Origin of the sequence: Nitrincola schmidtii (genome assembly GCF_008973715.1) — a bacterium.
GTDB classification, from domain to species: Bacteria; Pseudomonadota; Gammaproteobacteria; order Pseudomonadales; family Balneatricaceae; genus Nitrincola; species Nitrincola schmidtii.
On the sequence record NZ_WBOL01000008.1, the window covers coordinates 25,938 to 50,150 of the forward strand.

At 45.6% G+C, this 24,213-nt stretch carries 22 protein-coding genes; 4 read left to right on the plus strand and 18 right to left on the minus strand.

The window, feature by feature from the left end; genetic code table 11:
• Nucleotides 1-8 precede the first annotated feature (8 nt).
• On the minus strand, nt 9-476 hold the full coding sequence (locus tag F7R24_RS08360; protein ID WP_151670801.1) for a hypothetical protein: 468 nt from the start codon (nt 474-476) through the stop codon (nt 9-11).
• A 302-nt stretch (nt 477-778) separates the two neighbouring features.
• Between F7R24_RS08360 and acnB the strand changes: the two genes are divergently transcribed.
• From acnB to F7R24_RS08375, 3 genes are all read left to right on the plus strand, one after another.
• On the plus strand, nt 779-3,376 hold the full coding sequence (gene acnB / locus F7R24_RS08365) for a bifunctional aconitate hydratase 2/2-methylisocitrate dehydratase (protein ID WP_151670918.1): 2,598 nt from the start codon (nt 779-781) through the stop codon (nt 3,374-3,376).
• 122 nt (nt 3,377-3,498) lie between these two features.
• Nucleotides 3,499-3,921: a DUF2185 domain-containing protein gene (locus F7R24_RS08370; protein WP_151670802.1), complete on the plus strand. Its 423-nt coding sequence runs from the start codon at nt 3,499-3,501 to the stop codon at nt 3,919-3,921.
• A 32-nt stretch (nt 3,922-3,953) separates the two neighbouring features.
• Nucleotides 3,954-4,196, plus strand: coding sequence for a hypothetical protein (locus F7R24_RS08375; RefSeq protein ID WP_151670803.1), 243 nt, complete (start codon nt 3,954-3,956; stop codon nt 4,194-4,196).
• 19 nt (nt 4,197-4,215) lie between these two features.
• Here the strand turns inward: F7R24_RS08375 and F7R24_RS08380 are convergent, their stop codons facing one another.
• The 17 genes from F7R24_RS08380 to leuC form a co-directional block, all read right to left on the minus strand.
• Entirely contained in the window at nt 4,216-5,187 is a 972-nt protein-coding gene (locus tag F7R24_RS08380) for a tRNA dihydrouridine synthase (RefSeq protein WP_206057507.1), read from the minus strand.
• A 25-nt stretch (nt 5,188-5,212) separates the two neighbouring features.
• Complete coding sequence (locus tag F7R24_RS08385; RefSeq protein WP_151670804.1) at nt 5,213-6,427, minus strand: O-succinylhomoserine sulfhydrylase; 1,215 nt, start codon at nt 6,425-6,427, stop codon at nt 5,213-5,215.
• 10 nt (nt 6,428-6,437) lie between these two features.
• Complete coding sequence (gene purF / locus F7R24_RS08390) at nt 6,438-7,967, minus strand: amidophosphoribosyltransferase (RefSeq protein WP_151670805.1); 1,530 nt, start codon at nt 7,965-7,967, stop codon at nt 6,438-6,440.
• Between the two features lie 89 nt (nt 7,968-8,056).
• Nucleotides 8,057-8,557: a CvpA family protein gene (locus F7R24_RS08395; protein ID WP_338087102.1), complete on the minus strand. Its 501-nt coding sequence runs from the start codon at nt 8,555-8,557 to the stop codon at nt 8,057-8,059.
• A 22-nt stretch (nt 8,558-8,579) separates the two neighbouring features.
• Complete coding sequence (locus F7R24_RS08400) at nt 8,580-9,137, minus strand: SPOR domain-containing protein (RefSeq protein ID WP_151670806.1); 558 nt, start codon at nt 9,135-9,137, stop codon at nt 8,580-8,582.
• Nucleotides 9,121-10,437, minus strand: coding sequence for a bifunctional tetrahydrofolate synthase/dihydrofolate synthase (gene folC, locus F7R24_RS08405; protein ID WP_151670807.1), 1,317 nt, complete (start codon nt 10,435-10,437; stop codon nt 9,121-9,123). Before folC ends, F7R24_RS08400 begins: the two co-directional genes overlap by 17 nt.
• 13 nt (nt 10,438-10,450) lie before the next feature.
• Nucleotides 10,451-11,362: an acetyl-CoA carboxylase, carboxyltransferase subunit beta gene (gene accD, locus F7R24_RS08410; protein WP_151670808.1), complete on the minus strand. Its 912-nt coding sequence runs from the start codon at nt 11,360-11,362 to the stop codon at nt 10,451-10,453.
• 32 nt (nt 11,363-11,394) lie between these two features.
• On the minus strand, nt 11,395-12,198 hold the full coding sequence (gene trpA / locus F7R24_RS08415; protein ID WP_151670809.1) for a tryptophan synthase subunit alpha: 804 nt from the start codon (nt 12,196-12,198) through the stop codon (nt 11,395-11,397).
• An 18-nt stretch (nt 12,199-12,216) separates the two neighbouring features.
• Nucleotides 12,217-13,437 (minus strand): tryptophan synthase subunit beta, encoded by a 1,221-nt coding sequence (trpB, locus tag F7R24_RS08420; RefSeq protein ID WP_240776051.1) that lies wholly within the window; start codon nt 13,435-13,437, stop codon nt 12,217-12,219.
• Nucleotides 13,427-14,047, minus strand: a complete 621-nt coding sequence (locus F7R24_RS08425; protein WP_240776052.1) for a phosphoribosylanthranilate isomerase — start codon at nt 14,045-14,047, stop codon at nt 13,427-13,429. Before F7R24_RS08425 ends, trpB begins: the two co-directional genes overlap by 11 nt.
• A 53-nt stretch (nt 14,048-14,100) precedes the next feature.
• Nucleotides 14,101-14,952, minus strand: coding sequence for a tRNA pseudouridine(38-40) synthase TruA (truA, locus tag F7R24_RS08430; RefSeq protein WP_151670811.1), 852 nt, complete (start codon nt 14,950-14,952; stop codon nt 14,101-14,103).
• A gap of 76 nt (nt 14,953-15,028) precedes the next feature.
• Nucleotides 15,029-17,569 carry a motility hub landmark protein FimV gene (locus F7R24_RS08435; protein ID WP_151670812.1) on the minus strand — a complete coding sequence of 847 codons (2,541 nt, stop codon included), beginning with the start codon at nt 17,567-17,569 and terminating at the stop codon, nt 15,029-15,031.
• A gap of 94 nt (nt 17,570-17,663) precedes the next feature.
• Nucleotides 17,664-18,656, minus strand: coding sequence for an aspartate-semialdehyde dehydrogenase (locus tag F7R24_RS08440; RefSeq protein WP_151670813.1), 993 nt, complete (start codon nt 18,654-18,656; stop codon nt 17,664-17,666).
• Nucleotides 18,657-18,741: 85 nt separating this feature from the next.
• Nucleotides 18,742-19,860, minus strand: coding sequence for an aspartate-semialdehyde dehydrogenase (gene asd / locus F7R24_RS08445; RefSeq protein ID WP_151670814.1), 1,119 nt, complete (start codon nt 19,858-19,860; stop codon nt 18,742-18,744).
• A 63-nt stretch (nt 19,861-19,923) separates the two neighbouring features.
• The gene (gene leuB, locus F7R24_RS08450; protein ID WP_151670815.1) at nt 19,924-21,003 is read right to left on the minus strand and encodes a 3-isopropylmalate dehydrogenase; all 1,080 of its coding nucleotides are present in this window, start codon (nt 21,001-21,003) and stop codon (nt 19,924-19,926) included.
• A gap of 56 nt (nt 21,004-21,059) precedes the next feature.
• Nucleotides 21,060-21,698, minus strand: coding sequence for a 3-isopropylmalate dehydratase small subunit (gene leuD / locus F7R24_RS08455; RefSeq protein ID WP_151670816.1), 639 nt, complete (start codon nt 21,696-21,698; stop codon nt 21,060-21,062).
• 21 nt (nt 21,699-21,719) lie between these two features.
• Entirely contained in the window at nt 21,720-23,141 is a 1,422-nt protein-coding gene (leuC, locus tag F7R24_RS08460) for a 3-isopropylmalate dehydratase large subunit (RefSeq protein WP_151670817.1), read from the minus strand.
• Nucleotides 23,142-23,293: 152 nt separating this feature from the next.
• Between leuC and F7R24_RS08465 the strand changes: the two genes are divergently transcribed.
• Nucleotides 23,294-24,181, plus strand: a complete 888-nt coding sequence (locus F7R24_RS08465; RefSeq protein WP_151670818.1) for a LysR family transcriptional regulator — start codon at nt 23,294-23,296, stop codon at nt 24,179-24,181.
• The last annotated feature ends 32 nt before the right edge of the window (nt 24,182-24,213 follow it).

Consider the following 24,213-nt stretch of genomic DNA (forward strand, 5'->3'; position numbering starts at 1 on the left):
GCCAGTCCTTATACTCGTTCTTCAAACTGAGCGGGATTAAAGCATTGAGGAGAGATGGATAAACTGCCATTCACCAATACCGAATACTGTAATGGCAAGTGCGTGATAAATCGAAAATCTGAGGTATCTGCAAACTTACGCAAATCAGACAAGGTTTTTTTATCCAGCAATGGCTCAGCTTGGTCAATAACACGATTAACCAAAGCCTTTCCTTTCCCTTTTAACACCAGAAATAGATCAACTATTGCCCCAGTCAAACGAGTTGTCTCGCCTCGACGTATGGCAAAGTAGATGCGACGGATATGTGTTCGCAGCTGTTTGGGAACTGCGCTAACATATCGAGAGGTATAATTTAATCCCAATTCAACGTCTGCGTTTTCACAAATCAAAGAACGGCTTTTCTGTAACTCAAAACAGATCTGAAGTTTTTCAGCAAATTTATCTGGAGTCGATGCATAGATTGTCAGCGCATTCATATTTACTGCCTCATTGATATAACAACGCGTTGCGGCATTTATACTCAGGGGTATAAAGGCTTGCAATCAGAGATCAACGTTTACTTGATTGGCGTCAATATGTTGAGCTAAAAAACGTTTAAAAACCCTTAAAAACCTCTGTGTTGACACAAAGTATAAGCTTCAGATTGTCGACAAAACTTAACTTTAAGACCCCTATCCGGTAAAATTCATTCCGCCAATCACCATTCGATAATAAATTCGAGACGACATCGGCTGAAACTAACCGATGTTCGGCAGTGACAACAGATGAGGGCTATATCGTGCTTGAAGCTTACCGTAAACATGTAGAAGAACGTGCCTTAGAAGGCATCCCACCTAAGCCGCTGGATCCTGAGCAGACTTCAGCTCTGGTTGAACTGCTAAAAAACCCACCCGCTGGTGAGGAAGAGTACCTTCTGGATCTGTTAAGCAACCGTGTTCCTGCCGGTGTGGACCAAGCTGCTTATGTAAAAGCAGGTTTTCTGGATGCTGTCGCTAAAGGCGAAGCAACCTCTCCACTAGTTAGCCCAGAAAAAGCAGTTGAACTTTTGGGTACTATGCTAGGTGGTTACAACATCCAGCCACTGATCAGCGCTCTAGATAATGAAAAGCTCGCTGCTATTGCTGTAAAAGCGCTTTCACACACGCTTTTAATGTTTGACGCTTTCCATGATGTTCAAGAAAAAGCTGAGAAAGGAAACGCTTTCGCTAAACAAGTCATGGAATCTTGGGCAGCAGGTGAATGGTTTACCTCTAAGCCTGAAGTTCCAGAAAAAATCACCGTAACCGTTTTCAAAGTTCCTGGTGAAACTAACACTGATGACCTGTCTCCTGCTCCTGATGCTTGGTCACGTCCTGATATTCCTTTGCATGCCAATGCGATGTTGAAAATGGAACGTGAAGGTATCGAGCCAGAAGAACACGGCGTTACCGGTCCTTTAAAGCAAATCGAAGCTGTCAAAGCTAAGGGCTTCCCTGTCGCTTATGTTGGCGATGTTGTTGGAACCGGTTCTTCACGTAAATCAGCAACTAACTCTGTATTGTGGTTCTTCGGTGATGATATGCCGAATATTCCTAACAAGCGTGCAGGTGGTTTCTGCTTCGGTGGCAAGATTGCTCCAATTTTCTACAACACTATGGAAGATGCTGGCGCTCTGCCGATCGAAATGGATGTAGAAAAAATGAACATGGGTGATGTGGTTGATATCTACCCATACGAAGGCGTTGCTAAAAACCATGAAACGGGTGAAGAGCTGTGCCGCTTTGAACTGAAAACGCAAATGCTGCTAGATGAAGTTCGTGCAGGTGGTCGTATTCCTTTGATCATCGGTCGTGGTCTGACTCAAAAAGCACGTGAAGCACTGGGTCTACCTGCTGTTGACCTATTCCGAACACCTGAACAACCAAGCGCTTCTAATGCGGGCTTCACGCTAGCTCAGAAAATGGTTGGTAAAGCATGTGGCGTTGCAGGCGTTCGTCCAGGCACCTCTTGTGAACCTAAGATGACTACCGTCGGTTCTCAGGACACCACTGGACCTATGACGCGTGACGAACTAAAAGATCTTGCTTGCTTGGGCTTCTCAGCCGATCTAGTGATGCAGTCTTTCTGTCACACGGCTGCTTATCCAAAACCTGTTGATGTTAACACTCACCACACGCTTCCTGATTTCATCATGAACCGTGGCGGTGTTGCTCTGCGTCCTGGTGACGGTATCATCCACTCTTGGTTGAACCGTATGTTGCTTCCTGACACTGTCGGTACGGGTGGTGATTCTCACACTCGTTTCCCACTAGGCATCTCTTTCCCAGCGGGTTCTGGTCTGGTTGCTTTCGCAGCCGCTACTGGTGTTATGCCTCTGGATATGCCTGAATCTGTTCTGGTTCGCTTTAAAGGTAAGCGTAATGCAGGGATCACTCTACGTGACCTCGTTCATGCGATTCCTTACTATGCAATCAAATCAGGTCACTTGACGGTTGCTAAAGCAGGTAAGAAAAACGTTTTCTCTGGTCGTATCCTTGAGATTGAAGGTCTTGAAGATCTGACGGTAGAACAAGCGTTCGAACTGTCTGATGCATCTGCTGAGCGTTCAGCAGCGGGTTGTACCATCAACCTGTCTGAAGAGTCAGTGGCTGAGTACTTACGCTCTAACATCGTCATGTTGAAGTGGATGCTTTCTGAAGGTTACGGCGATGTTCGTACCATCGAGCGCCGTATCAAAGGCATGGAAGAGTGGTTAGCTAACCCAAGTCTGATGCGTGCTGATAAAGATGCTGAATACCACACGGTTATCGAAATCGATATGTCTGAAATCAATGAGCCTATCCTATGTGCTCCCAATGATCCAGATGATGCACGTCCACTGTCTGAAGTCGCTGGCGATAAGATCGACGAAGTATTTATCGGTTCATGTATGACCAACATTGGTCATTTCCGTGCAGCAGGTAAATTACTTGAAGCGGCTGGCAAAACCATTCCAACTCGCATGTGGATCTCTCCACCAACGAAAATGGACCAAGCACAGCTTACTGAAGAAGGCTTCTACGGCATCTTCGGTAAAGCAGGCGCTCGTATGGAAATGCCAGGCTGCTCACTGTGCATGGGTAACCAAGCACGTGTTGCAGACAAAGCGACTGTCGTATCTACCTCAACACGTAACTTCCCTAACCGTTTAGGTAATGGTGCTAATGTATACTTGGCTTCTGCTGAACTAGCAGCGGTAGCAGCATTAGAAGGTAAGTTACCAACGGTTGAAGAGTACATGGCTTACGCTAACAAGATCGACAGCATGGCTGGCGAAATCTATCGCTACCTGAACTTCGATCAAATGCAAAAATACGTCGACAAAGCCTCTACAGTAATCCCTACTGCTAGTGCTTAATCGATTATAGTTCGAGCCAAAAAGCCTCAGCTAACGCTGGGGCTTTTTTGTATTTACCGATAGAGACTGTTTCAAAATATCTCTGACTGCTACAATAAGCCCATAATTTTGATGAGGATCTTATGAAGCCACTCAATCCAGATACCGCCCCTGAACCCGGTTATGAAAAAGCACAAACTAAAAACGGCTTTTTAGCACTAGTCTCGCGATTAGTGTTCGATGAGAAGTTACCGATACGCTTTATTTACAAGACGGTTCCTGAACATCTAAATGATACCGGCTGGAGAATGTTCACTGGCTATGAAACCGACGAGTTTCTTGCCAACGAACAGTTGAACCTTTTGCCTATCTCTCTAGACAAAGTATGTAACCTAGACCCTGCATTGACGGAGTTAGTCCAGTACAACGCAGGAACTGTTTGGGAGCGTACGCCTGAGTCATCTGAGTGGCAGCAGGTACATGATTTTAAAATTCCGGTACCGACGACAGATGTTCAGATTACCAACGATGTAGAAGACTTCATGAAGTCTCGCGAGCGTAGCTAAGACACTTCTAAAGAACCTTTAAGGAAACCAATATGACAATGTCTTCTTTCAGCACCTATGTACTGCATTTTTTAGGTATTGGCATAGTGTTATTTGGCTTATCAATTAAGCCCAACTATAAAAAATTGGGTATTGCTTTAGCGGTCGCTGGTTTTCTATTGGGTACGGCACCGGTTTGGTACTCTGCCATTACTCAGCCCACCGATGAAGAGCTTTACGAAGCCTGGCGCGAACAGCAACAACTGCAACAACAACGTCAAGGACCGATGGAGTAAGCCGCTTTAATGATAGTCGCTATTCGTTTAACGCCTGTCTAATAACCTGCTGTTGTTTTAATTTAGCCAAGATAACAGCAGGATCACGTTCTGATCGAATCTCTGCAAACAATAACTCAGCCTGAGGAAAATGCCACCTTAGCATATTTAGCCATTGCTTTAGTCGTCCATGAACATGACGTTCTGATAAGTCCTCAGTCACTTGCGTCAGATATTTCTCTAACATCGGCAACAAGCGTTGCCAGCGTTGCGCTTGAGTGATCGATTCATCACCGGTTACCAGACTCTCTGCCAAGAAAGGATTACTCAACATACCACGACCTAGCATCACATCTTGGCAACCTGACACGGTTTGACAACGCAGATAATCGTCACGATTCCACACCTCACCATTGGCTATCACTTGAAGATCCACCGCTTCTCGAATCTTAGCGATCCACTCCCAGTGTGCCGGTGGTTTATAGCCTTCTAACTTAGTGCGAGCATGAACCGTTAAACAGCCTGCCCCTGCTGATTCAATGGCTTGTGCATTCTCAATTGCCAGCGATTTATCCAAAAAACCCAAGCGCATTTTCGCGGTTACCGGAATATGGGCGGGAACGGCCTTACGAACAGCATAAACAATATCATGGAGCAGATCAGGCTCTTTTAATAACACTGCCCCACCACGACTTTTGTTAACCGTTTTTGCAGGACAGCCAAAATTAAGATCGATTCCAGGTGCACCTAACTCTGCTGCACGAGCAGCATTTTCGGCTAACAAAGCAGGATCACTGCCCAGGAGTTGTAAATAGACAGGGACACCCGAACGGGTGACTCCACCTTGATAAAGCTCGGGCGCTAAACGATAAAAAACAGATCGAGGTAAGAGTCTATCTGAAACACGAATAAACTCAGTCACGCATTGATCAATCCCCACCAAACTGGTGAGTATTTCTCTGAGTGTATAATCTAGCACCCCTTCCATTGGTGCTAGATAGAGTTTAGCCATGAATTAGCAGATAACTATAGACAAATTAGAGTGCCGACAGGCCGCGTTGTAAATCCGCTTGCAGGTCGCTGACTGACTCTAATCCAACGGATAGACGAATCAAGTTAGGACGAATACCGGCTTTAGCTTTCTCTTCAGCGGTCATACGACCATGCGTCGTGGTATCGGGATGGGTGATGGTCGTTTTAACATCACCTAAGTTACCCGTGATAGAGACCACTTCGGTGGCATCTATAAAACGCCAAGCAGCGTCCCGGTCTCCATCAACCTCAAAGGCCAACACACCACCAAACCCTTTTTGTTGGCGACACGCTAACGCATGTTGAGGATGATCTTCTAACCCAGAGTAATAGACCTTTTTAATCCCTGTTTGCTGCTGTAACCATTTCGCTAGTATCAAGGCACTTTCACTTTGGGCACGCATACGAATGGGCAGTGTTTCTAAGCCTTTGAGGAAAACCCAGGCATTGAAGGGACTCATACAACTTCCACCGGTACGAATAAAACCGAATACTTCTTCCATTTCAGCATCACGACCCACTAATACACCACCGACACAACGCCCTTGCCCATCCAAATACTTGGTAGCCGAGTGCATAACGATATCCGCACCGAGCATCAATGGACGCTGTAACGCAGGCGTTAAGAAGCAGTTATCCACCACTAGTAACGCACCTTTAGCATGCGCAATCTCTGCAACTGCGGCTATATCGGTCAATTCTGCCAGAGGGTTAGAGGGCGTTTCTAAAAACAGCATTTTCGTTTCAGGACGAATCGCTGCTTCCCATGCTGATAAATCAGTAGGATCGACAAAGGTCGTACTGATCCCAGCACGACTAAAATAACGATCAAACAGAGACACCGTAGAACCGAACACACTTCGCGAACACACCACATGATCGCCTGTTCTCATCAATGCCAGACCCAAGCTTAAGATGGCTGACATACCTGATGAAGTTGCTACTGCGCGCTCACCACCTTCCATCGCAGCAATACGCTTTTCAAACGCACGCACCGTTGGATTGGTGAAGCGAGAATAGATATTACCTTCCTCTTCACCACTAAAACGAGCAGCCGCTTCACGAGCACTGGAAAACACAAAGCTAGAGGTAGTGAATATCGCATCACCATGTTCCCCTTCTGCGGTTCGATGTTGACCTGCTCGCACAGCCAAGGTATCCAGTTCACAGTCATCTCGACTAAATTGGATACGTTCATCTCGCTCAAAACCTTGGCTCATCAATCACTCCTTACTCAATTCGTGTGTGCAGATCAGCAGAGGTATCACTATCAATCTCTGTATCAGCATTTTCTACCGGTTTTTTAGCGTCATCATTGCGCTTAGTTTCGAGTCGATCTAAATAATCACGATCCACCGTACCGGTAACATACTGCCCATCAAATACGCAGGTATCAAAAGCAGTAATGTCGTTGTTTAATTCAGTGACGCAGGACTTCAAGTCATCTAGATCTTGATAAACCATCCAATCACAACCGATATATTCACCCACTTCTTCCGCAGTTCTGCCATGCGCGACAAGTTCGGTTGCCGACGGCATATCAATACCATACACATTAGGGAAACGAACTTCAGGGGCTGCCGAAGCAAAATAGACTTTACGCGCTCCGGCATCACGAGCCATTTCAACAATTTGTTTTGAAGTAGTGCCACGTACAATAGAGTCATCGACCAGCAGTACAACCTTGTCTTTAAATTCACTTGCGATAGGGTTCAGTTTCTGACGAACTGATTTTTTTCGCAGTGTTTGCCCCGGCATGATGAAGGTTCTGCCAATATAACGATTTTTTATAAACCCTTCTCGGAAAGTCACACCCAAGGTGTGAGCTAACTCCAGTGCCGAAGTCCGACTGGTATCCGGTATCGGGATCACCACATCGATATCATGATTGGGACGTTCTTTCAGAATTTTTTCTGCCAAACGAACACCCATCAGCATTCTTGATGAGTGAACCGAGACACCATCAATGATCGAATCAGGTCTTGCCAGATAAACATATTCGAACAAACAAGGAGCCAAGGTTTGCTTTTCAGTACACTGCTTCAAATGCAGCCCACCTTCACTATCAATAAAGATCGCTTCTCCTGGCACTATATCTCGCACGCGCTCAAAACCCGAGGTATCTAGGGCGACGCTTTCAGAGGCAACCATGTATTCAGTCTGACCATTAACCTCTCGCTTACCATAGACCAACGGACGTATACCGAAAGGATCTCGAAACGCTAAGACTCCATATCCAGTGATGATTGCAACAACGGCATAACCACCCTGACAGCGCTGATGGACTTTGGAAACAGCAGCGAAAATGTCTTCAGGGGTTGGATTCAACTTACCTAAATGCTGAAGTTCATGCGCAAATACGTTCAGTAACACCTCGGAATCAGAGGTGGTGTTTACATGACGTAAATCTGCTCTAAAGATCTCATCGGCTAACTGCTCTGCATTGGTTAAATTACCATTATGCGCTAAAGCGATACCGTAAGGAGAGTTAACATAGAAAGGTTGGGCCTCTGCCGAAGAGGAACTGCCTGCTGTCGGATAACGTACGTGACCTATTCCTAAGTTACCCATTAATCGTCTCATGTGACGCGTACGAAAAACCTCGTTGACCAGTCCATTGTCTTTTCGCATGAAAAAGCGATTACCTTGACAGGTGACAATGCCCGCTGCATCTTGGCCGCGGTGCTGAAGCACCGTTAACGCGTCAAAAAGTGTTTGATTAACGTTGCTTCTGGCAAAGATGCCCACTATACCGCACATGCATTCAACCTCTAAGTTGATAATTTGAAAAGCGTACCTGCATTTAGCTTTCAATCGGTTTTATTCTTAACCGATGTAACCTTTTTAACTTAACCACCTATTTGCCAGATCATCTGTCCGATATCTCTAGCCATATCTCTTGACCAAGTTTCCATCACCAAAAAGTGAGGAATTAACTGCGATTCGAGCCACCAAGGATCCTCTATCGCCGGTGTCATTTTAAGCAATACCAGCATAATCACGACAACCAGACCTCCACGTAACGCTCCAAAGCCCACGCCAAGAACTCGATCAGTAGCAGATAATCCCGTCAATTTTATCAGTGACGCAAATAATGATCCTATTAAGTTACCCACGATCAAGGTCGCTACAAATAGAATCAAAAAAGCGACTAGCTGATGAACAGAGGGTGCTGCATCAAAATATCCCGCTATGATATCAGCAAGGACTTCATAGAAAAGCCTACCTATGACGAAAGCAGCAACCCAAGTTGCCAAAGAGATCGCCTCGCGAACAAAGCCACGACGTAAACTCATTAAGGAAGAGATGAGCACAATTCCCAATATGACCCAATCAGCCCAATTCATCATCTACGATTTCTTCATCAATTGACTATTGCGTGGTAAAACGCACGATCATCCCTTCCAATCCATACTCCTGCTGGAGGGACACCTTAAGTTCTTCTAAACGGCTACGCTGCATCTCTGGGCCTACGAATACTCGCACCACATCTTCACCATGACGAATGTAGACACGATAGCCTGAATTGATCAGTCGCGTTCTTAGTTCACGCGCATTCGCTTCTTGTCTAAAACTTGCCAATTGCAGTGCCCAAGCTGCGGGAACTTGATCCGCGTCTAATGCAGGAGCATCTTCAACAGGATTTAAACTCGGTCGAAGAGCATCCAAGGCATCGGTAATTTCACTCATAGGTGCCGAAACAACAGGAGTTTCAGTCACCACAGCGACCGGTGTAGGCTCAATCACAACAGGAGCTGGACGTTCTGTTTGAACTACCTGAACAACGGTCGGAGCCACCGGAACACGGGTTTCAAGCTGACGCTCCTCATAACCTGCTGAATTAAATATTAAAGGAAAAAACGCCACACCTATGAGGAGCAATATCAATGCACCGGTTAAACGCTGTTTGAGATTAACCTTGTTCTCCATCCACTCTCTCGACTATAGATAACGCATCTGTGACTGTAAAAAAAGAACCTGCTATGACAATACGATCAGCGGGATTCATTAATTGAGGTAATTGCGATAATGCAATCTTAACATGGTCATATTCTGCCACTGAAGATGGGGGTACGCCAAGCGAATCAAGTATTGCTTTTAACTGAGAAGAATTGGCGCCTCTTGGTGTATGCAGTGTAACTAGATGCCAATGCTCTACCACAGGCAGCAACAATTCACAGACTTGAGCCATATCTTTATCTGCTAGCATACCTAGCACTAAATGATTTTTTTGCTCCGGATGGGTTAGCAGAAGATTGGCTAAATAGTTAGCTAAATAGGCAGCTGACTCTGGATTATGCGCCACATCGAGTATACAAGGAAAGCCTGATAAGGTCGCAGGTTGCATTCTGCCCATTAATTGTGCTTTTAGTAGCCCTTGATTTATCTGCTGTGCAGATAGTGAAGCAGGAATCAACTGTAGCACTTGCAACACCGATGATGCATTTTGCAAGGGCAATCTTGGCAAGGGTAAATCAGAAAGAGAAACAGTTTGACCAGCCTGATTAACACCCTGCCATCGCCATGTATCGCTATCTAACTGAGCATAACTGAACTGCTGACCCTGACAAAACAGTGAGCATCCTATCTTGTTGGCATGTTCGATCAGAGTGTGTGGTGGCAAAGGATCCCCACAGACCGCCGGACGAGTTGATCTAAAGATCCCTGCCTTTTCAAAGCCAATAGATTCTCTATCGGGACCTAACCAATCGGTATGATCCAGGGCAATCGTAGTAACTAATGACACATCCCCATCGACTAAATTAACAGAATCTAATCGCCCACCTAATCCCACTTCTAGGAGTAAAAAATCCGGTTTCTGCTCGGCGAAGATTAACAGCGCAGCCAAGGTACCAAATTCGAAATAAGTTAAAGGGATATTGTCTCGCTGTGCTTCGATTTGTGTAAAAGCAGCACAGATTAACGCATCATCAACAGGCCTACCTGATAGAGAGATGCGCTCGTTGTAATGAACAAAATGAGGAGATGTGTAAGTTCCAACTCGGTAGCCAGCTTCAAGTAGAATCGATTCAAGCAGCCGAACACTGGTTCCCTTACCATTGGTTCCACCAACAATAATCTTGACGCTTTGTTCAAGATTCAGAGGCAAGCGTTCTGCTACCTGTCGCATACGGTCAAGTCCCAACTCTATCTCAGCTGGGTGGCAGGCTTCGATCTCCTCAAGCCATGCGGCTAGTGGAGATGTTTCATTGAGTTGTTTTGGTGACACGCTCGGTAGCCTATTATTGCTCTTGCACGACACTTTCTACTTGATCACCTGATGGAATCAGGCACGCTGTAGAAACACCGGTTAGCTTACTGAGCAACGACGCAATTTTACTGCGCATTTCAGCTCGATCTATGATCATATCGACTTGACCATGTTCCAGCAGGAATTCGCTACGCTGAAAGCCTTCAGGTAATTTTTCACGCACGGTTTGCTCAATTACACGAGGGCCTGCAAAACCAATCAACGCATTAGGTTCTGCAATGTTCAGGTCACCCAGCATTGCAAGACTGGCAGATACACCACCATAAACAGGATCGGTAAGCACCGATATGTAAGGCACGCCAGCTTGACGCATTTTTTCTAACGCTGCACTGGTTTTTGCCATCTGCATCAGCGAGAAGAGTGCTTCTTGCATGCGCGCTCCGCCAGAAGCTGAAAAGCACACCAATGGAATCTTCTGTTCAAGCGCTATATGAGCAGCACGGACAAAACGCTCACCCACAACCGCTCCCATTGAGCCGCCCATAAAACGGAATTCGAAAGCCACGGCTACGATTGGTGTTCCCTCTAGGGTTCCTTTCATCGCTATTAAAGCATCGGTTTCTCCGGTTTCTTTTTCAGCAGCAATCAAACGGTCTTTATATTTCTTGGAGTCTCGGAACTTCAAACGATCAACCGGAAGCACATCCGCGCCAATCTCTTGTCGATTGTCTTTATCAAGAAACAGATCTAAACGACGACGCGCACCAATCCTCATGTGATGATCACATTTAGGACACACGTTTAGGTTTTTATCCAACTCAGGCTTGTAAAGTACGGCCTCACACTTGGGACACTTTTCCCAAAGACCTTCAGGCACATTACTGCGCTTACGTTCAGTGCGCTTTACTAGAGAAGGAACAATTTTATCCAGCCAGCTACTCATCGTTAATCACATTTCCGCTTTAAAATTGGTTTTCAGGCATCCATTGCAGATCGCATATCCGCGATCAACTGCCCAACTTGTTCTGGAATTAAGTCCGGTGACTCAGCTAATTCAGCAATTCGATTAACCAACACGCTTCCGACGATGACACCATCGGCCACATCGGCAATGGCTCTAGCAGATTGCGGATCTCGAATACCAAAGCCAACTGCCAGAGGTAAATTCGTCATGGCACGAACTTGGTTTATTTTATCAGCAACTTCACCAACATTCAGCGCAGCAGAACCGGTAACACCTTTAACAGAAACATAATAAAGGTATCCGCTACCATATTCACATATCTGTTTAAGACGCGCAGATGAAGTCGCTGGAGACATCAAATAGATAGTATCTAATCCTCTATCGCGAAACAGCTGACTGGTTTCAACAGCTTCTTCAGGCGGCAAATCAACCGTAAGCACTCCATCAACGCCTGCAGCTAAGGCAGCATCTGCAAAACGCTCGTAACCTATGGCTTCAATCGGGTTCAAGTAACCCATTAATACCACAGGTGTTTCGTTATCAGTTTTTCGGAATTCAGCCACCATGGCAATCACGTCTAATAAGCGCACATGATGCATCAGCGCTCTTTCACAAGCCAACTGAATAACTGGGCCATCCGCCATAGGATCAGAGAAAGGAACCCCTAACTCAATGACATCAGCTCCGGCAGAGACTAAAGCATGCATGAGTGGAAGTGTTACCTGCGGGTTAGGATCACCCGCAGTCACATACGGAATTAGTGCTTTACGCTTTGACTGAGAAAGTGCATCAAAGCGTGTTTTTAATCGACTCATCAGTTTTCAGGTTCCGTTTTAGAAAGTAATACCATCAAGATCAGCGACCGTATGAATGTCTTTGTCGCCACGACCGGATAGGTTTACGACCAAGACTTTGTCTTTCGGCAACTCTTTTGCCATCTTCATGGCGTAGGCGATGGCATGACTAGATTCAAGTGCAGGCATTATACCCTCAACTTGGGTCAGAGTGCGAAATGCATCGAGTGCTTCATGATCATCAATAGCAACATATTCTGCACGACCCAAATCTTTTAACCATGAATGCTCAGGGCCAACACCTGGATAATCCAAACCTGCTGAAACAGAGTGTGTCGGTAAAATTTGCCCAGCATCATCTTCCATCAAGTAAGTACGCATTCCATGTAACACACCTGGACGACCATCGCTTAATGGAGCCGCATGCTGACCCGTTGCCAAACCGTGACCGCCCGCTTCAACACCGATCATACGAACACTGGTATCATCAATAAAGGGATGGAACATACCGATGGCATTAGAACCGCCACCAACGCAAGCAATCACCGCATCAGGAAGACGACCTATCTGGGTCATACTTTGCACACGGGTTTCACGACCGATTACACACTGGAAGTCACGAACTAACTTAGGGTATGGATGTGGACCTGCTGCGGTACCGATAATGTAGAAAGTGTTGTCTACGTTAGTAACCCAATCACGCATCGCCTCGTTCATGGCATCTTTTAACGTTTTGGTACCAGAGGTGACCGGAATGACTTCTGCACCCAATAAGCGCATTCGATAAACGTTAAGAGCTTGACGCTTAACGTCTTCTGCACCCATGTAAACTTTACATTCCAACCCAAGTCGAGCCGCTACTGTAGCTGAAGCAACTCCATGCTGGCCGGCCCCAGTTTCTGCAATCACTCTGGGCTTGCCCATGAATTTTGCTAACAGAGCCTGTCCAATGGTGTTATTAACCTTATGAGCACCGGTATGGTTAAGGTCTTCTCGTTTTAGATAAATTTGTGCTCCACCCACTTTCGCAGATAAGCGTTCTGCATGATACAAAGGTGAAGGACGGCCTACATAGTGTGCCAAGTCTCTATCAAACTCTGCTTGAAAGTCTGGATCTTTTGACAGCTGTTCATAAACAGCTTCCAGTTCTTCTAATGCGCCAATTAGGGTTTCCGAGACAAAGCGACCACCATAAGGGCCAAAATGTCCACGTGCATCGGGGTAAGTCTGCTTAGCAGTCTGCTCAGTTTCAATTGACACGGTTCACCTCATTAATAAAGCGTCTAATTTTCTCAGCATCCTTGATGCCCTTTGCAGCTTCTACACCACCACTCACATCAACCGCAAACGCTTGTGTTTGCTGAATTGCTGTTGCTACATTCTCAGCATCTAATCCACCAGCTAACACTAAACGTGAACTGAGCGCCTTAGGAATTAAGTGCCAGTCAAAACTGGAACCCGTACCTCCGGGTACACCTTTTACATAAGCGTCAAGGAGGATAGCACGCGCTGATTGAAAGGCTGCAGCTTCAGACAAGATATCCATACCTTCACGTACACGTAATGCTTTGATATAGGGGCGATTAAAGCTTTCACAGAAAGTTGAATCTTCATCGCCATGAAACTGTAACAGATCGATCCTAGTGGTGGATATAACACTGTTTATTTCTGTACGGTCTGCATCGACGAACAGAGCAGTGGTTGTCACAAACGCAGGTACCTTAGCAATAATGTGTGCCGCGTTTTCGCGGTCAATATGTCGAGGACTCGGTGGATAAAATACAAATCCTAGCGAATCAGCTCCGCACTTAGCCGCATAAAGCGCATCTTCCAAGCGAGTAATACCGCAAATTTTAACCCGAGTTCGCATCAAGGCTCCAAAACAAATTTAAGCCGCTATGATAGCAGAGCATGAGGTCAGAGTCAGTCAGAGTGTGGCAGGAAAAAAGGCCCTTCAACCGAAGTAGGCAACGAAAACTCTTCAGGATAATCCACATCAACAAAATATAAGCCAAAAGGAGGTGCTGTAACCCCACCCTCTTTTCTATCACGCGCATCCAAGACTATTTTTGACCAATCTATGTCCGCCTCTCCAGCACCAATTTTCATTAACACACCGGCGATATTACGCACCATGTGATGAAGAAAAGCATTCGCTTTAATGTCGATAACAATTAAAGAGCCTTGTCGCTGCACTTTCAAAAACTCTACCCGCCTGACGGGATTTTTTGCTTGGCAACCTACCGCTCGATAAGAAGTAAAATCGTGCTCACCGACTAAAAAATCAGCTGCTTGCTGCATGCGCTCAACGTTAAGCTGCTTCCAAGTCCAAGTAACACCTTTAGTTAAAATAGCAGGCTTAACTTCAGCAGAATAGATTAGATAGCGGTAACGTCTGGAAAGCGCTGAAAAACGTGCGTGAAAATCCTGTGAAATCGGTTTAACCCATAACAGCGCAATATCATCTGGTAGATGAGTATTACTGCCCATCACCCAAGCGCGCTCTGGGCGCTCGACATAGCTATCAAAATGAATAATCTGACGGCAGGCACTGACACCCGCATCGGTTCTACCAGCACAGATCACTGCAATCGGGTGATTCGCAATCTTGGCTAAAGCATCTTCAACCTTTGCTTGAATACATGGCACAGCATCATGAATCTGCTTTTGCCATCCGTGATAGGCTGCACCCGCATACTCAACAGCAGCTGCATAACGATAAGGGGCGACATCAGTCGCCCCTTCAATAAGTTGGTTAGGTAAGTTATCTTGCATCGGCTCTCTAAACGCAGCTTTCTAGGAATGTACAGTAATATAAAGCGGTCAAGAAAAACTTTCTAGACCTTTATCATCACTGTTTACTCAAACTATCCATCAGTTTTAGAGCTTCTTCCTTCTGCTGATCATTTCCTTCAGCAATAATTTCACCTAATATTTCTCTAGCACCCTCAGCATCATCCATCTCTAGATAAGCTCGTGCCAAGTCCAACTTAGTTTCATTCTCATCAGCACCGTCGAGCAAACTAAGGCTATCCAGCATATCGATTGCATCTTCATCAGACTGACTTTCTTCTAAAGCAATATCGTCATCTGTGCTGTTGAGTAAGTCATCCAACTCATCATCAAGATCCATCTCTAGATCATGCATGATATTTGCCGTTAGCTCTTCTTCTACCTGTTCGCTTGGCTTCATTTTTCCTTTTACAGGAGCAGGAGCAGCAGCGTCATCTTCCTCTAGCTCCAGTGAACCGAGAAGAGCGTCTAAATCATCATCAGCTGAAGGCTGCTCTGTAGATGACTCGGCTTCATTAAAGCTTTCATCATCTGTAGAATCTTGAAGAATAAAGTCTAGCTCGTCTACTTCATCCTTAGCTTCATCAGTTGTTTCAGCTTCAGCTTCAGCTTCTGCTTCAGTAAGACTTGAACTGGATGCAAGCAGATCGTCTAAAGAAGCTAAATCATCTTCATCATCTGAGCTTGCCTCAACTGAGGAGCTGGGTTCAGGTATATCCTCACCCAACAAATCATCAAGAGATGAAATGTCATCTTCAGCTGACTCAAGATCAAGATCAAGATCAAGATCATCACTTTGTTCAGTTTCAGACATAGGATCTTCAATATCACTAGCTAGATCTTCTACACCAGATTCATCTAAACCCTTTTCAGCGGATGTTTCGATCGTATCCTCTATAGCAGGACTCTCTTCAGCATCTAACTCTGAATCAGCTAGAAGATCATCAAAGTTATCATCAGCAGATAAATCGTATTCTTCATCCACCACACGAACTGAATCATCTTCTGCTTCATCTAGGTCAAGATCTAAATCAAGATCTAGATCTAAATCCGAGAAATCATCAACCTCAGCAGGAGTTTCGAAGCTAGGCTCTTCTTTTAAATCTTCAAGGCTATCTTCTTTATCTTCATCTGCAGCTGCAGCAGCAACAGCGACGGTCGCTGCGGCGGCAGTTGCAGCGGCCGCCGCTGTGTTCTTATCTCCTGACACTTCAGGGGCTTTGAACATAGGCTCAGGCGCTTTCTTTTTACGACGCCCCAACACAATCGCTGCTAGCAAAGCAATAAGCGCAGCGGCAGCACCACCTATGACAGGGAGACTGGTTAGTTTTTCTACTAGATCAGATTGTGGCGCCTGCGGTTCTGAAAGCTGTACCTGAAGCTGGGCAAGCTGTTCGGCTTGCAGCTCCATCATTCGTTGCAACAACACTAACTGTTCTTGAAGACTGTCATTGGACTCTTTTAAATCTCGATTCTCTAATCGTGTACGATCTAAATCCTCTTCTAGAACAATTAAACGGTTATCAAGCTGCTCACTACGCTGTAATAAAGCACCTGTGATTTCAGCGACTTCATCACCTTCTTCTCTTGCAGCCGTATCACCGATTTCGTCAGCCTGCTCAGAGGCGATATCCTCTTCAGGTGTCACGATTCTGAGTTCAGCCTCAGCTAAAGCTTCTGCTGCTGCAGCTAAATCCTCAGCTTCTTCAACTACAGCTGTTTCTTCTACTGCTGTTTCTTCTGTTACAGACTCTTCAGCTGCTTCTTCAACAACTGCAGGGCTTGACTCTGGAACTGCTTGCGGTGCAGGCGTTGCTCTATTTCGATTACGCCATTCTTCATTTTGACGGCTCACTTCTGCGTTGGCTTCAGCCGCAGATATTGACCGAATCTGATCAGCAGTAGGTATTCTCATGATAGTACCTGCCCTCATCATATTGATGTTGGCAGTGGGAAATACCTCAGGATTGTGGCGCTGCAAAGCAATCATCATCTGTTGCGAAGAAATTGATGAATCAGGCCTGTAACGATTTGCCAGCACAGATAATGTATCGTTATTCGCTACCCGAACCTCACCCGGAAGAGTGGTCTGAGAGGGTCGAGGAGCAGGTGCTTGAGCAACCGGCACAGAGGAGGCTACTGTGGCAGCCTGCGTTGAAGTAACCGCTGGCTGGAATTGTGTTCCACCAATCGGTGCTGAATCAAATACCGGCGGATCCAGAAGAACCGTATATTCGCGAACTAAACGACCATTAGGCCAGTTCACTTCAACTAGGAAGTTTAAAAACGGTTCGCGAACAGGTTCTGAGGAAGTCATACGTATGACGCCAGTGCCATCAGGAGCGACCTGAACCTGGAACCTGACATCGTTTAAAAAGCGGGACTTACTCAGCCCCGCTATTGAAAACTCATCCGAATCAGCCATTCTTGGCTGGATTTGCAGTGGCGACAGGTCGCGTACCTGCATTAAGCGGATTTCAGCACTTAACGGTTCGTTTAATGCCGATCTAATGTTGATCTCACCGAGCCCCAAGGCATTTGCATTTGGTACTCCAAGCACCCCGGCAATCGCGAGGCTCAAGGCAAGTTTACGCAGCATCTGAATTCCCTCTTGATACGCAACCAGACTTATTTCTCTAGTAAAGCCGATTACTTATCTAATATTTGTAAAGCAAGTATTAAGTATAAACCACTCAATGGTCAAGCAAACCGAACAGATGTTCTGCAATCTGTATTGCATTTAGCGCACCGCCTTTTCTAAGACTATCGCTAAGAGCCGACAGCATGATTCCAGAATTATTCCCTGCTTCTGCTCTTAGACGCGAAATAAACACTTCATCTTGGCCTGCAGCATCAGTAATAACTGAATAGTTTTGGTCAATCACGCAACGAACACCCGTCACTTTACTTAACAACAATTGTGCCTCATTTATATCGACCGGAAATTGACATTCCGCATGTAAAATGACGTTTTGTCCATGAAAAAGAGGTAATTGCACGGCTGTGGCGGCAATTTCCAAGCCTTCGTCACCCAATAAACGCTGTAATTGACTAACAACCTTATCTTCTGAATCGGTTCTACCGGTGCTTTCAATCGTTCCAGTGAAAGGAATTAAGTTAAAAGCGATCTGCTGCCCAAAAAAAGAAGCTTCAGGATCGCGACCATTTAATAACTTTGCAGTTTCAGATGCTAACGCTTCTACTCCTTTCTTTCCTGCTTCTGCAACAGAACATAAACTGACAAGGTTCAAACGTAGAATTTTATAGCGCTGATGCAACGCATGAAGGGCCATAGCAGAGACAACTGCAGCAGGAGCTGGAGAAATCAAATAAGGGGATGAGGAAATCTCATCAGGATTAACTTCAGGCACTATACAAGGAAACTCAAGGTCAGCAGACGGACACAGATCAATCACTTTCAACTTGCCAGTCAGTTGAGCGGGCGTAAAATCGTTAGGCAAGCCTTCAGGATGGCAATTAAACAATACATCAACGTCAGTTAAATCAGCATCATCAACAGAGACGACTCGATTGGCATGTCCAGCAAACATAACGCTTCGACCCACAACCTTTCCTGGATCGGTCAGCACCAGCTTGGTTACTGGAAATTGACGACTTTCTAAAATCTCAAGAAGGTTTTCACCCAGTAGTGAACTGACACCCGTGATTGCAACAACGATCGACATAAAATTCTTCTATCCTGATAAGGCTATAAACGAAAACAGCCCGACGCACCTTTCGGGGCCGGGCTGATAGGTTAACTCATAAAACTTACTGCTGCTGCATTAAAATTCTGAGCATACGACGCAGAGGTTCTGCTGCGCCCCAGAGAAGCTGATCACCGACGCTAAAAGCGTTCAAGTAATCAGGTCCCATTTTCATTTTACGTAGACGACCCACTGGAATATTAAGGGTACCTGTTACCTTGGTGGGCGTCAGGTCACGCATGGTAATTTCTCGTTCATTAGGCACAACGCTAACCCAATCATTCGCTGAAGCAATGATGGACTCGACTTCATCCATCGGCACATCTTTTTTCAACTTGATAGTGAAGGCTTGGCTATGGCAGCGCATTGCACCGATTCGCACACAGGTTCCATCAACAGGAATAGGGTTGTTTGAGCGACCCAAAATCTTGTTGGTTTCAACAAATCCTTTCCATTCTTCTTTACTTTGACCCGCTTCAACTGCTTTATCGATCCAAGGAATCAAAGAGCCAGATAATGGAACACCAAAGTTAGCTGTATTAAACGCATCACTGCGCATGGTTTCAGCGACTTTACGGTCAATGTCTAGAATAGCAGAAGCAGGATCTGCTAATTCTGCTTTGACTGCATCTTCGATTTGACCCATTTGTGAAATCAATTCACGCATATTCTGAGCGCCAGCACCGGAAGCAGCCTGATAGGTCATGGAGCTCACCCACTCCACCAAATTCTCACGGAATAGACCGCCAAGACCCATCAACATCAAGGAAACCGTACAGTTACCACCAACAAAGGTTTTAATACCATCGGTTAAACCCTGTTCAATCACACCCTGGTTGACTGGATCAAGAATGATGATACTGTCATCGACCATACGCAGCGTTGATGCTGCGTCTATCCAATAGCCTTTCCAGCCCGCTTCACGCAGTTTGCCATAAACTTCAGTGGTATAATCACCACCTTGGCAAGAAATAATGGCGTCCATCTGCTTAAGATCATCTATATTACGAGCATCTTTAAGTGCTGGAATCGCTTTACCAATATCGGGTCCTGGTTTGCCTGCTTGTGATGTGGTGAAAAATACAGGTTCCGTAATCAGATCAAAATCACGCTCTTCCAGCATCCTTTGCATCAACACAGAACCGACCATACCACGCCAGCCAACAAATCCTACACGCTTCATTCGTGCCCCCAAACTTAAAAAATTAAAAAAGTGGCTAATTAAATGTCAATCTAAATGACTATTTTAGCCAATTGCAGCAACCACAGCATCGCCCATTTCAGAGGTACTGACCCGACGCATACCGTCAGACATAATATCTGCTGTTCGCAGATTTTGATCGAGCACTTTACTCACTGCGGCTTCAATACGATCCGCAGCCTCGCCTGCATTTAATGAATAGCGCAACATCATAGCGGCTGAGAGGATCGTTGCCAATGGATTCGCAATTCCTTGACCTGCAATATCGGGTGCAGAGCCGTGACAAGGTTCATACATACCCTTGTTATTGGCATCTAATGATGCCGAAGGTAGCATGCCGATAGAGCCCGTTAACATCGCAGCCGCATCCGAGAGGATATCACCGAACATATTACCAGTAACCACTACATCAAACTGCTTTGGCGCACGAACCAATTGCATCGCTGCGTTATCCACATACATATGGCTCAGTTCGACATCAGGATATTCGGCATGAAGTTCATTCATTACTTCACGCCATAAAACCGTTACTTCAAGAACATTCGCTTTATCCACTGAACACAGTTTCTTACCACGTGCACGAGCGGCTTCAAATGCAACACGTCCGATACGACGAATTTCGTTTTCATCATACACATAAGTGTTGAAACCTTCACGAACACCGTTTTCTTTAGTGCGATAGCCCCGTGGTTGGCCGAAATAGATACCTCCGGTCAATTCACGAACAATCAAGATATCCAATCCAGCAACCACTTCAGGCTTCAAGGTAGAAGCATGTGCTAGCTGTGGATACAGAATAGCAGGTCTTAAGTTACCAAACAGACCTAACTGTGAACGTATCCCTAAGAGCCCTTTTTCTGGGCGTATCTGAAAATCAGGATTGGTATCCCACTGAGGACCACCGACAGCACCCAGCAAAATAGCATCGGCTGCTTTAGCCGCCGCTAGCGTCTCTTCGGGTAAAGGAATACCCGTCGCATCGATGGCAGCACCGCCCACCAATGCTTCGCTTAACTCAAGACCTAATGACATTTGCGCATTGACGGTTTCTAATACTTTACGCGCTTCGGCAACAATTTCAGGACCTATGCCATCACCAGGTAGCACTAATACTTTTTTAGACATGTAAATACCTTAATTCCAATCACTTTCTAGAAAACTATTATCAAAACAGCCAAGGATTATGAAAACAGCCAAGGCGCCGTTTGGCGACGTGATGCTTCGTAGCGCTTAATGGCATCAGCTTGTTCAAGGGTTAAACCGATATCATCCAAGCCATTCAACAAGCAGTGCTTGCGGAACGCATCAATCTCAAAAGCCAGCTCAGTGCCATCAGGCTTGACGACCACTTGCTTTTCTAAGTTGATGGTTAATTGATACCCTTCATTGGCTTCGACAGCTTGGAATAGAGAATCCACAATAGCTTCATCAAGAATGATCGGTAACAAGCCATTCTTAAAGCTGTTATTGAAGAAAATATCAGCATAACTAGGTGCAATAATCGCACGAATGCCAAAGTCTTCTAGCGCCCAAGGTGCGTGTTCACGGCTGGAACCACAACCAAAGTTTTTCCGTGCCAGTAAAACACTACAGCCTTGATAGCGAGGTTTGTTCAATACGAAATCAGGGTTAAGTGGACGTTGACTAGAATCCTGATCAGGCTGGCCTTCATCCAAATAACGTAATTCGTCAAACAGGTTAGGACCAAAGCCAGAGCGTTTAATCGATTTCAAAAACTGCTTTGGAATGATCATGTCGGTATCAACATTGGCACGATCAAGTGGCGCTACTAAGCCTTCATGCAGAGTAAATTTTTTCATGGTGCTCTCCTTTCAAGCTTATCAAGCGCTAATGATGTCGCGAATATCAACAAAATGACCGGCGACGGCTGCCGCTGCCGCCATAGCAGGGCTAACCAGATGCGTGCGTCCTCCGAAACCCTGTCTGCCTTCAAAGTTTCGATTTGAAGTGGATGCACAATGTTCGCCAGCGCCCAATTTATCTGGGTTCATTGCCAGACACATAGAGCAACCGGGTTCACGCCATTCCATTCCAGCTTCGATAAAGATTTTATCTAAGCCTTCCGCTTCCGCTTGTTGCTTAACCAAACCCGAACCTGGCACTACCAGCGCTTGCTTCAAGCTAGATGCGACTTTTTTGCCTTTAACTACGGCAGCCGCTTCACGCAGATCTTCAATACGAGAATTAGTGCACGAACCGATAAACACACGATCCAATTGAATATCGGTAATTTTCTGATTGGGTTTTAAGCCCATGTAGTGCAATGCACGCTCGGTACCCTCACGCTTTACAGGATCAGTCATCTCTGCTGGATCAGGAACCAAGGCGGTAACCGGTGCAACCATCTCTGGAGAGGTTCCCCAAGTCACTTGTGGATAAATGTCTTCAGCGTTGATCTCAACAATTTGATCAAACACGGCATCCTCGTCTGAAACGAGATTTTGCCACGCGGCAACGGCTTGTTCCCACTGATCAGCCTTGGGTGCAAAAGGACGGCCCTTAACGTAATCAATGGTTTTTTGATCTACGGCAACCAAACCAACACGGGCACCCGCTTCTATTGCCATGTTACAGATGGTCATTCGCCCTTCCATGGAAATGGAGCGAATCGCATCACCACCAAATTCGATGGCATAACCCGTTCCACCCGCAGTACCGATAACACCGATCACGTGTAAAACAACATCTTTGGCTGTCACACCAATACCTAACTTGCCCGTAACACGGATTAACATGTTTTTCATTTTTTTGGCGATCAAACACTGAGTGGCAAGGACATGCTCCACTTCAGAGGTACCGATACCATGTGCCAACGCAGCAAACGCACCATGAGTCGCGGTATGAGAATCACCACAAACCACCGTCATTCCGGGTAAAGTTGCCCCCTGCTCTGGGCCAACCACATGAACAATACCTTGACGAGGATCGTTCATCTTAAATTCGGTGATGCCGTAACTATCACAGTTTTCATCCAAGGTTTTAACCTGAATGCGTGAAATGGGATCAACGATAGAGTCAACTCCACCCGAGCGGTCAGTCGTTTGCACGTTGTGGTCAGGCGTGGCTAAATTGGTATCAATACGCCAAGGTTTTCGACCCGCCAAACGCAAGCCTTCAAATGCTTGAGGTGACGTCACTTCATGCAACAGATGACGGTCAATATATAATAATGCACTACCATCACTGTTTTCAGATACTAAGTGGTCATCCCACAGCTTGTCGTATAGGGTTTTACCAGCCATTGCCGTTTCTCCAACAGGTTGTCTCTCGTTTCACACAGTGTAAAAGAGTGACAGCAAATACTCAAATTCATATTTTTTATTTAATCCATTCCAAAATGGAATAGAATAACAGTCTTAGGCTCAGCTTAACTCTTCATTAAGGTATCCGAGTTATGGACATTCAAAGTTTACAGGCGTTTGTCATGGTTGCAGAGTCCGCTTCTTTTTCACAAGCAGCCAACAGACTGTTTTTAACACAGTCTGCTGTTAGTAAACGTATTGCAGTTTTAGAGCAGCAATTGAACTGTCGTCTATTTGATCGCATCGGTCGTCACATCATGTTAACCGAGGCGGGAGAGCGTCTTCTGCCAAAAGCCAGAGAGATTCAGCTCGCGCTTAAAGACGCGGAAATACTGGTCAGTAACTTAAATGAAGAAGTCTCCGGTCGCCTTTCGTTTGCTGCTAGCCACCATATTAGCCTGCACCGCTTACCTCCAATTTTAAAATCCTTCGCACAATCGTTTCCGGATGTCACCCTAGACCTTCGCTTTGATGAGTCAGAGCTTGCCTATGAAAGCGTCTTAAAAGGAGACATTGAACTAGCGCTAATTACACTCGCTCCCCATGCAGACGCAAGAATCTGTAGTGAACAAATTTGGGATGATCGACTTTTTTATACTGTTTCGACACACCACCCTTTGGCGAAACAAGGGAAGGTCACCTTAGCTCAACTCAATCAATACCCCGCTATTTTGCCAAAGCCTGAAACCTTTACCCATCAACTGGTTCGTCAACAGATGTCGGCCTGGAAAATGGAGCCTAATCTGGGTATGAGCACCAACTATCTTGATACCATTCGTATGATGGTGTCGATTGGTCTGGGTTGGAGTTTACTGCCAGAAAGTTTAATTAATGATCAATTGATGCGTCTTCATTTAGAGGCAGCTCCCATTCACCGTCCTTTGGGTTATATTTACCATCGCGAACGAACCCTATCTAATGCAGCGCAACAGATGGTCAAGTTACTTCAACGTAATAGAGGCTTTGCGATTTCTACCTAAAACCAAGTAGACTTAGACACAGCAGTGACTTT

Bases quoted from the DNA above. Each gene is read 5' to 3' on its own strand.
- truA (WP_151670811.1), bottom strand. From the start codon at position 14,952: ATGCAAGATAACTTACCTAACCAACTTATTGAAGGGGCGACTGATGTC.
- F7R24_RS08360 (WP_151670801.1), bottom strand. From the start codon at position 476: ATGAATGCGCTGACAATCTATGCATCGACTCCAGATAAATTTGCTGAA.
- F7R24_RS08400 (WP_151670806.1), bottom strand. From the start codon at position 9,137: ATGGAGAACAAGGTTAATCTCAAACAGCGTTTAACCGGTGCATTGATA.
- leuC (WP_151670817.1), bottom strand. From the start codon at position 23,141: ATGGCTGGTAAAACCCTATACGACAAGCTGTGGGATGACCACTTAGTA.
- F7R24_RS08465 (WP_151670818.1), top strand. From the start codon at position 23,294: ATGGACATTCAAAGTTTACAGGCGTTTGTCATGGTTGCAGAGTCCGCT.
- F7R24_RS08425 (WP_240776052.1), bottom strand. From the start codon at position 14,047: ATGCGAACTCGGGTTAAAATTTGCGGTATTACTCGCTTGGAAGATGCG.
- F7R24_RS08435 (WP_151670812.1), bottom strand. From the start codon at position 17,569: ATGCTGCGTAAACTTGCCTTGAGCCTCGCGATTGCCGGGGTGCTTGGA.
- accD (WP_151670808.1), bottom strand. From the start codon at position 11,362: ATGAGTAGCTGGCTGGATAAAATTGTTCCTTCTCTAGTAAAGCGCACT.
- F7R24_RS08385 (WP_151670804.1), bottom strand. From the start codon at position 6,427: ATGAGCCAAGGTTTTGAGCGAGATGAACGTATCCAATTTAGTCGAGAT.
- F7R24_RS08395 (WP_338087102.1), bottom strand. From the start codon at position 8,557: ATGATGAATTGGGCTGATTGGGTCATATTGGGAATTGTGCTCATCTCT.
- trpA (WP_151670809.1), bottom strand. From the start codon at position 12,198: ATGAGTCGATTAAAAACACGCTTTGATGCACTTTCTCAGTCAAAGCGT.
- leuD (WP_151670816.1), bottom strand. From the start codon at position 21,698: ATGAAAAAATTTACTCTGCATGAAGGCTTAGTAGCGCCACTTGATCGT.
- F7R24_RS08375 (WP_151670803.1), top strand. From the start codon at position 3,954: ATGACAATGTCTTCTTTCAGCACCTATGTACTGCATTTTTTAGGTATT.
- F7R24_RS08380 (WP_206057507.1), bottom strand. From the start codon at position 5,187: ATGGCTAAACTCTATCTAGCACCAATGGAAGGGGTGCTAGATTATACA.
- purF (WP_151670805.1), bottom strand. From the start codon at position 7,967: ATGTGCGGTATAGTGGGCATCTTTGCCAGAAGCAACGTTAATCAAACA.
- F7R24_RS08370 (WP_151670802.1), top strand. From the start codon at position 3,499: ATGAAGCCACTCAATCCAGATACCGCCCCTGAACCCGGTTATGAAAAA.
- asd (WP_151670814.1), bottom strand. From the start codon at position 19,860: ATGAAGCGTGTAGGATTTGTTGGCTGGCGTGGTATGGTCGGTTCTGTG.
- F7R24_RS08440 (WP_151670813.1), bottom strand. From the start codon at position 18,656: ATGTCGATCGTTGTTGCAATCACGGGTGTCAGTTCACTACTGGGTGAA.
- leuB (WP_151670815.1), bottom strand. From the start codon at position 21,003: ATGTCTAAAAAAGTATTAGTGCTACCTGGTGATGGCATAGGTCCTGAA.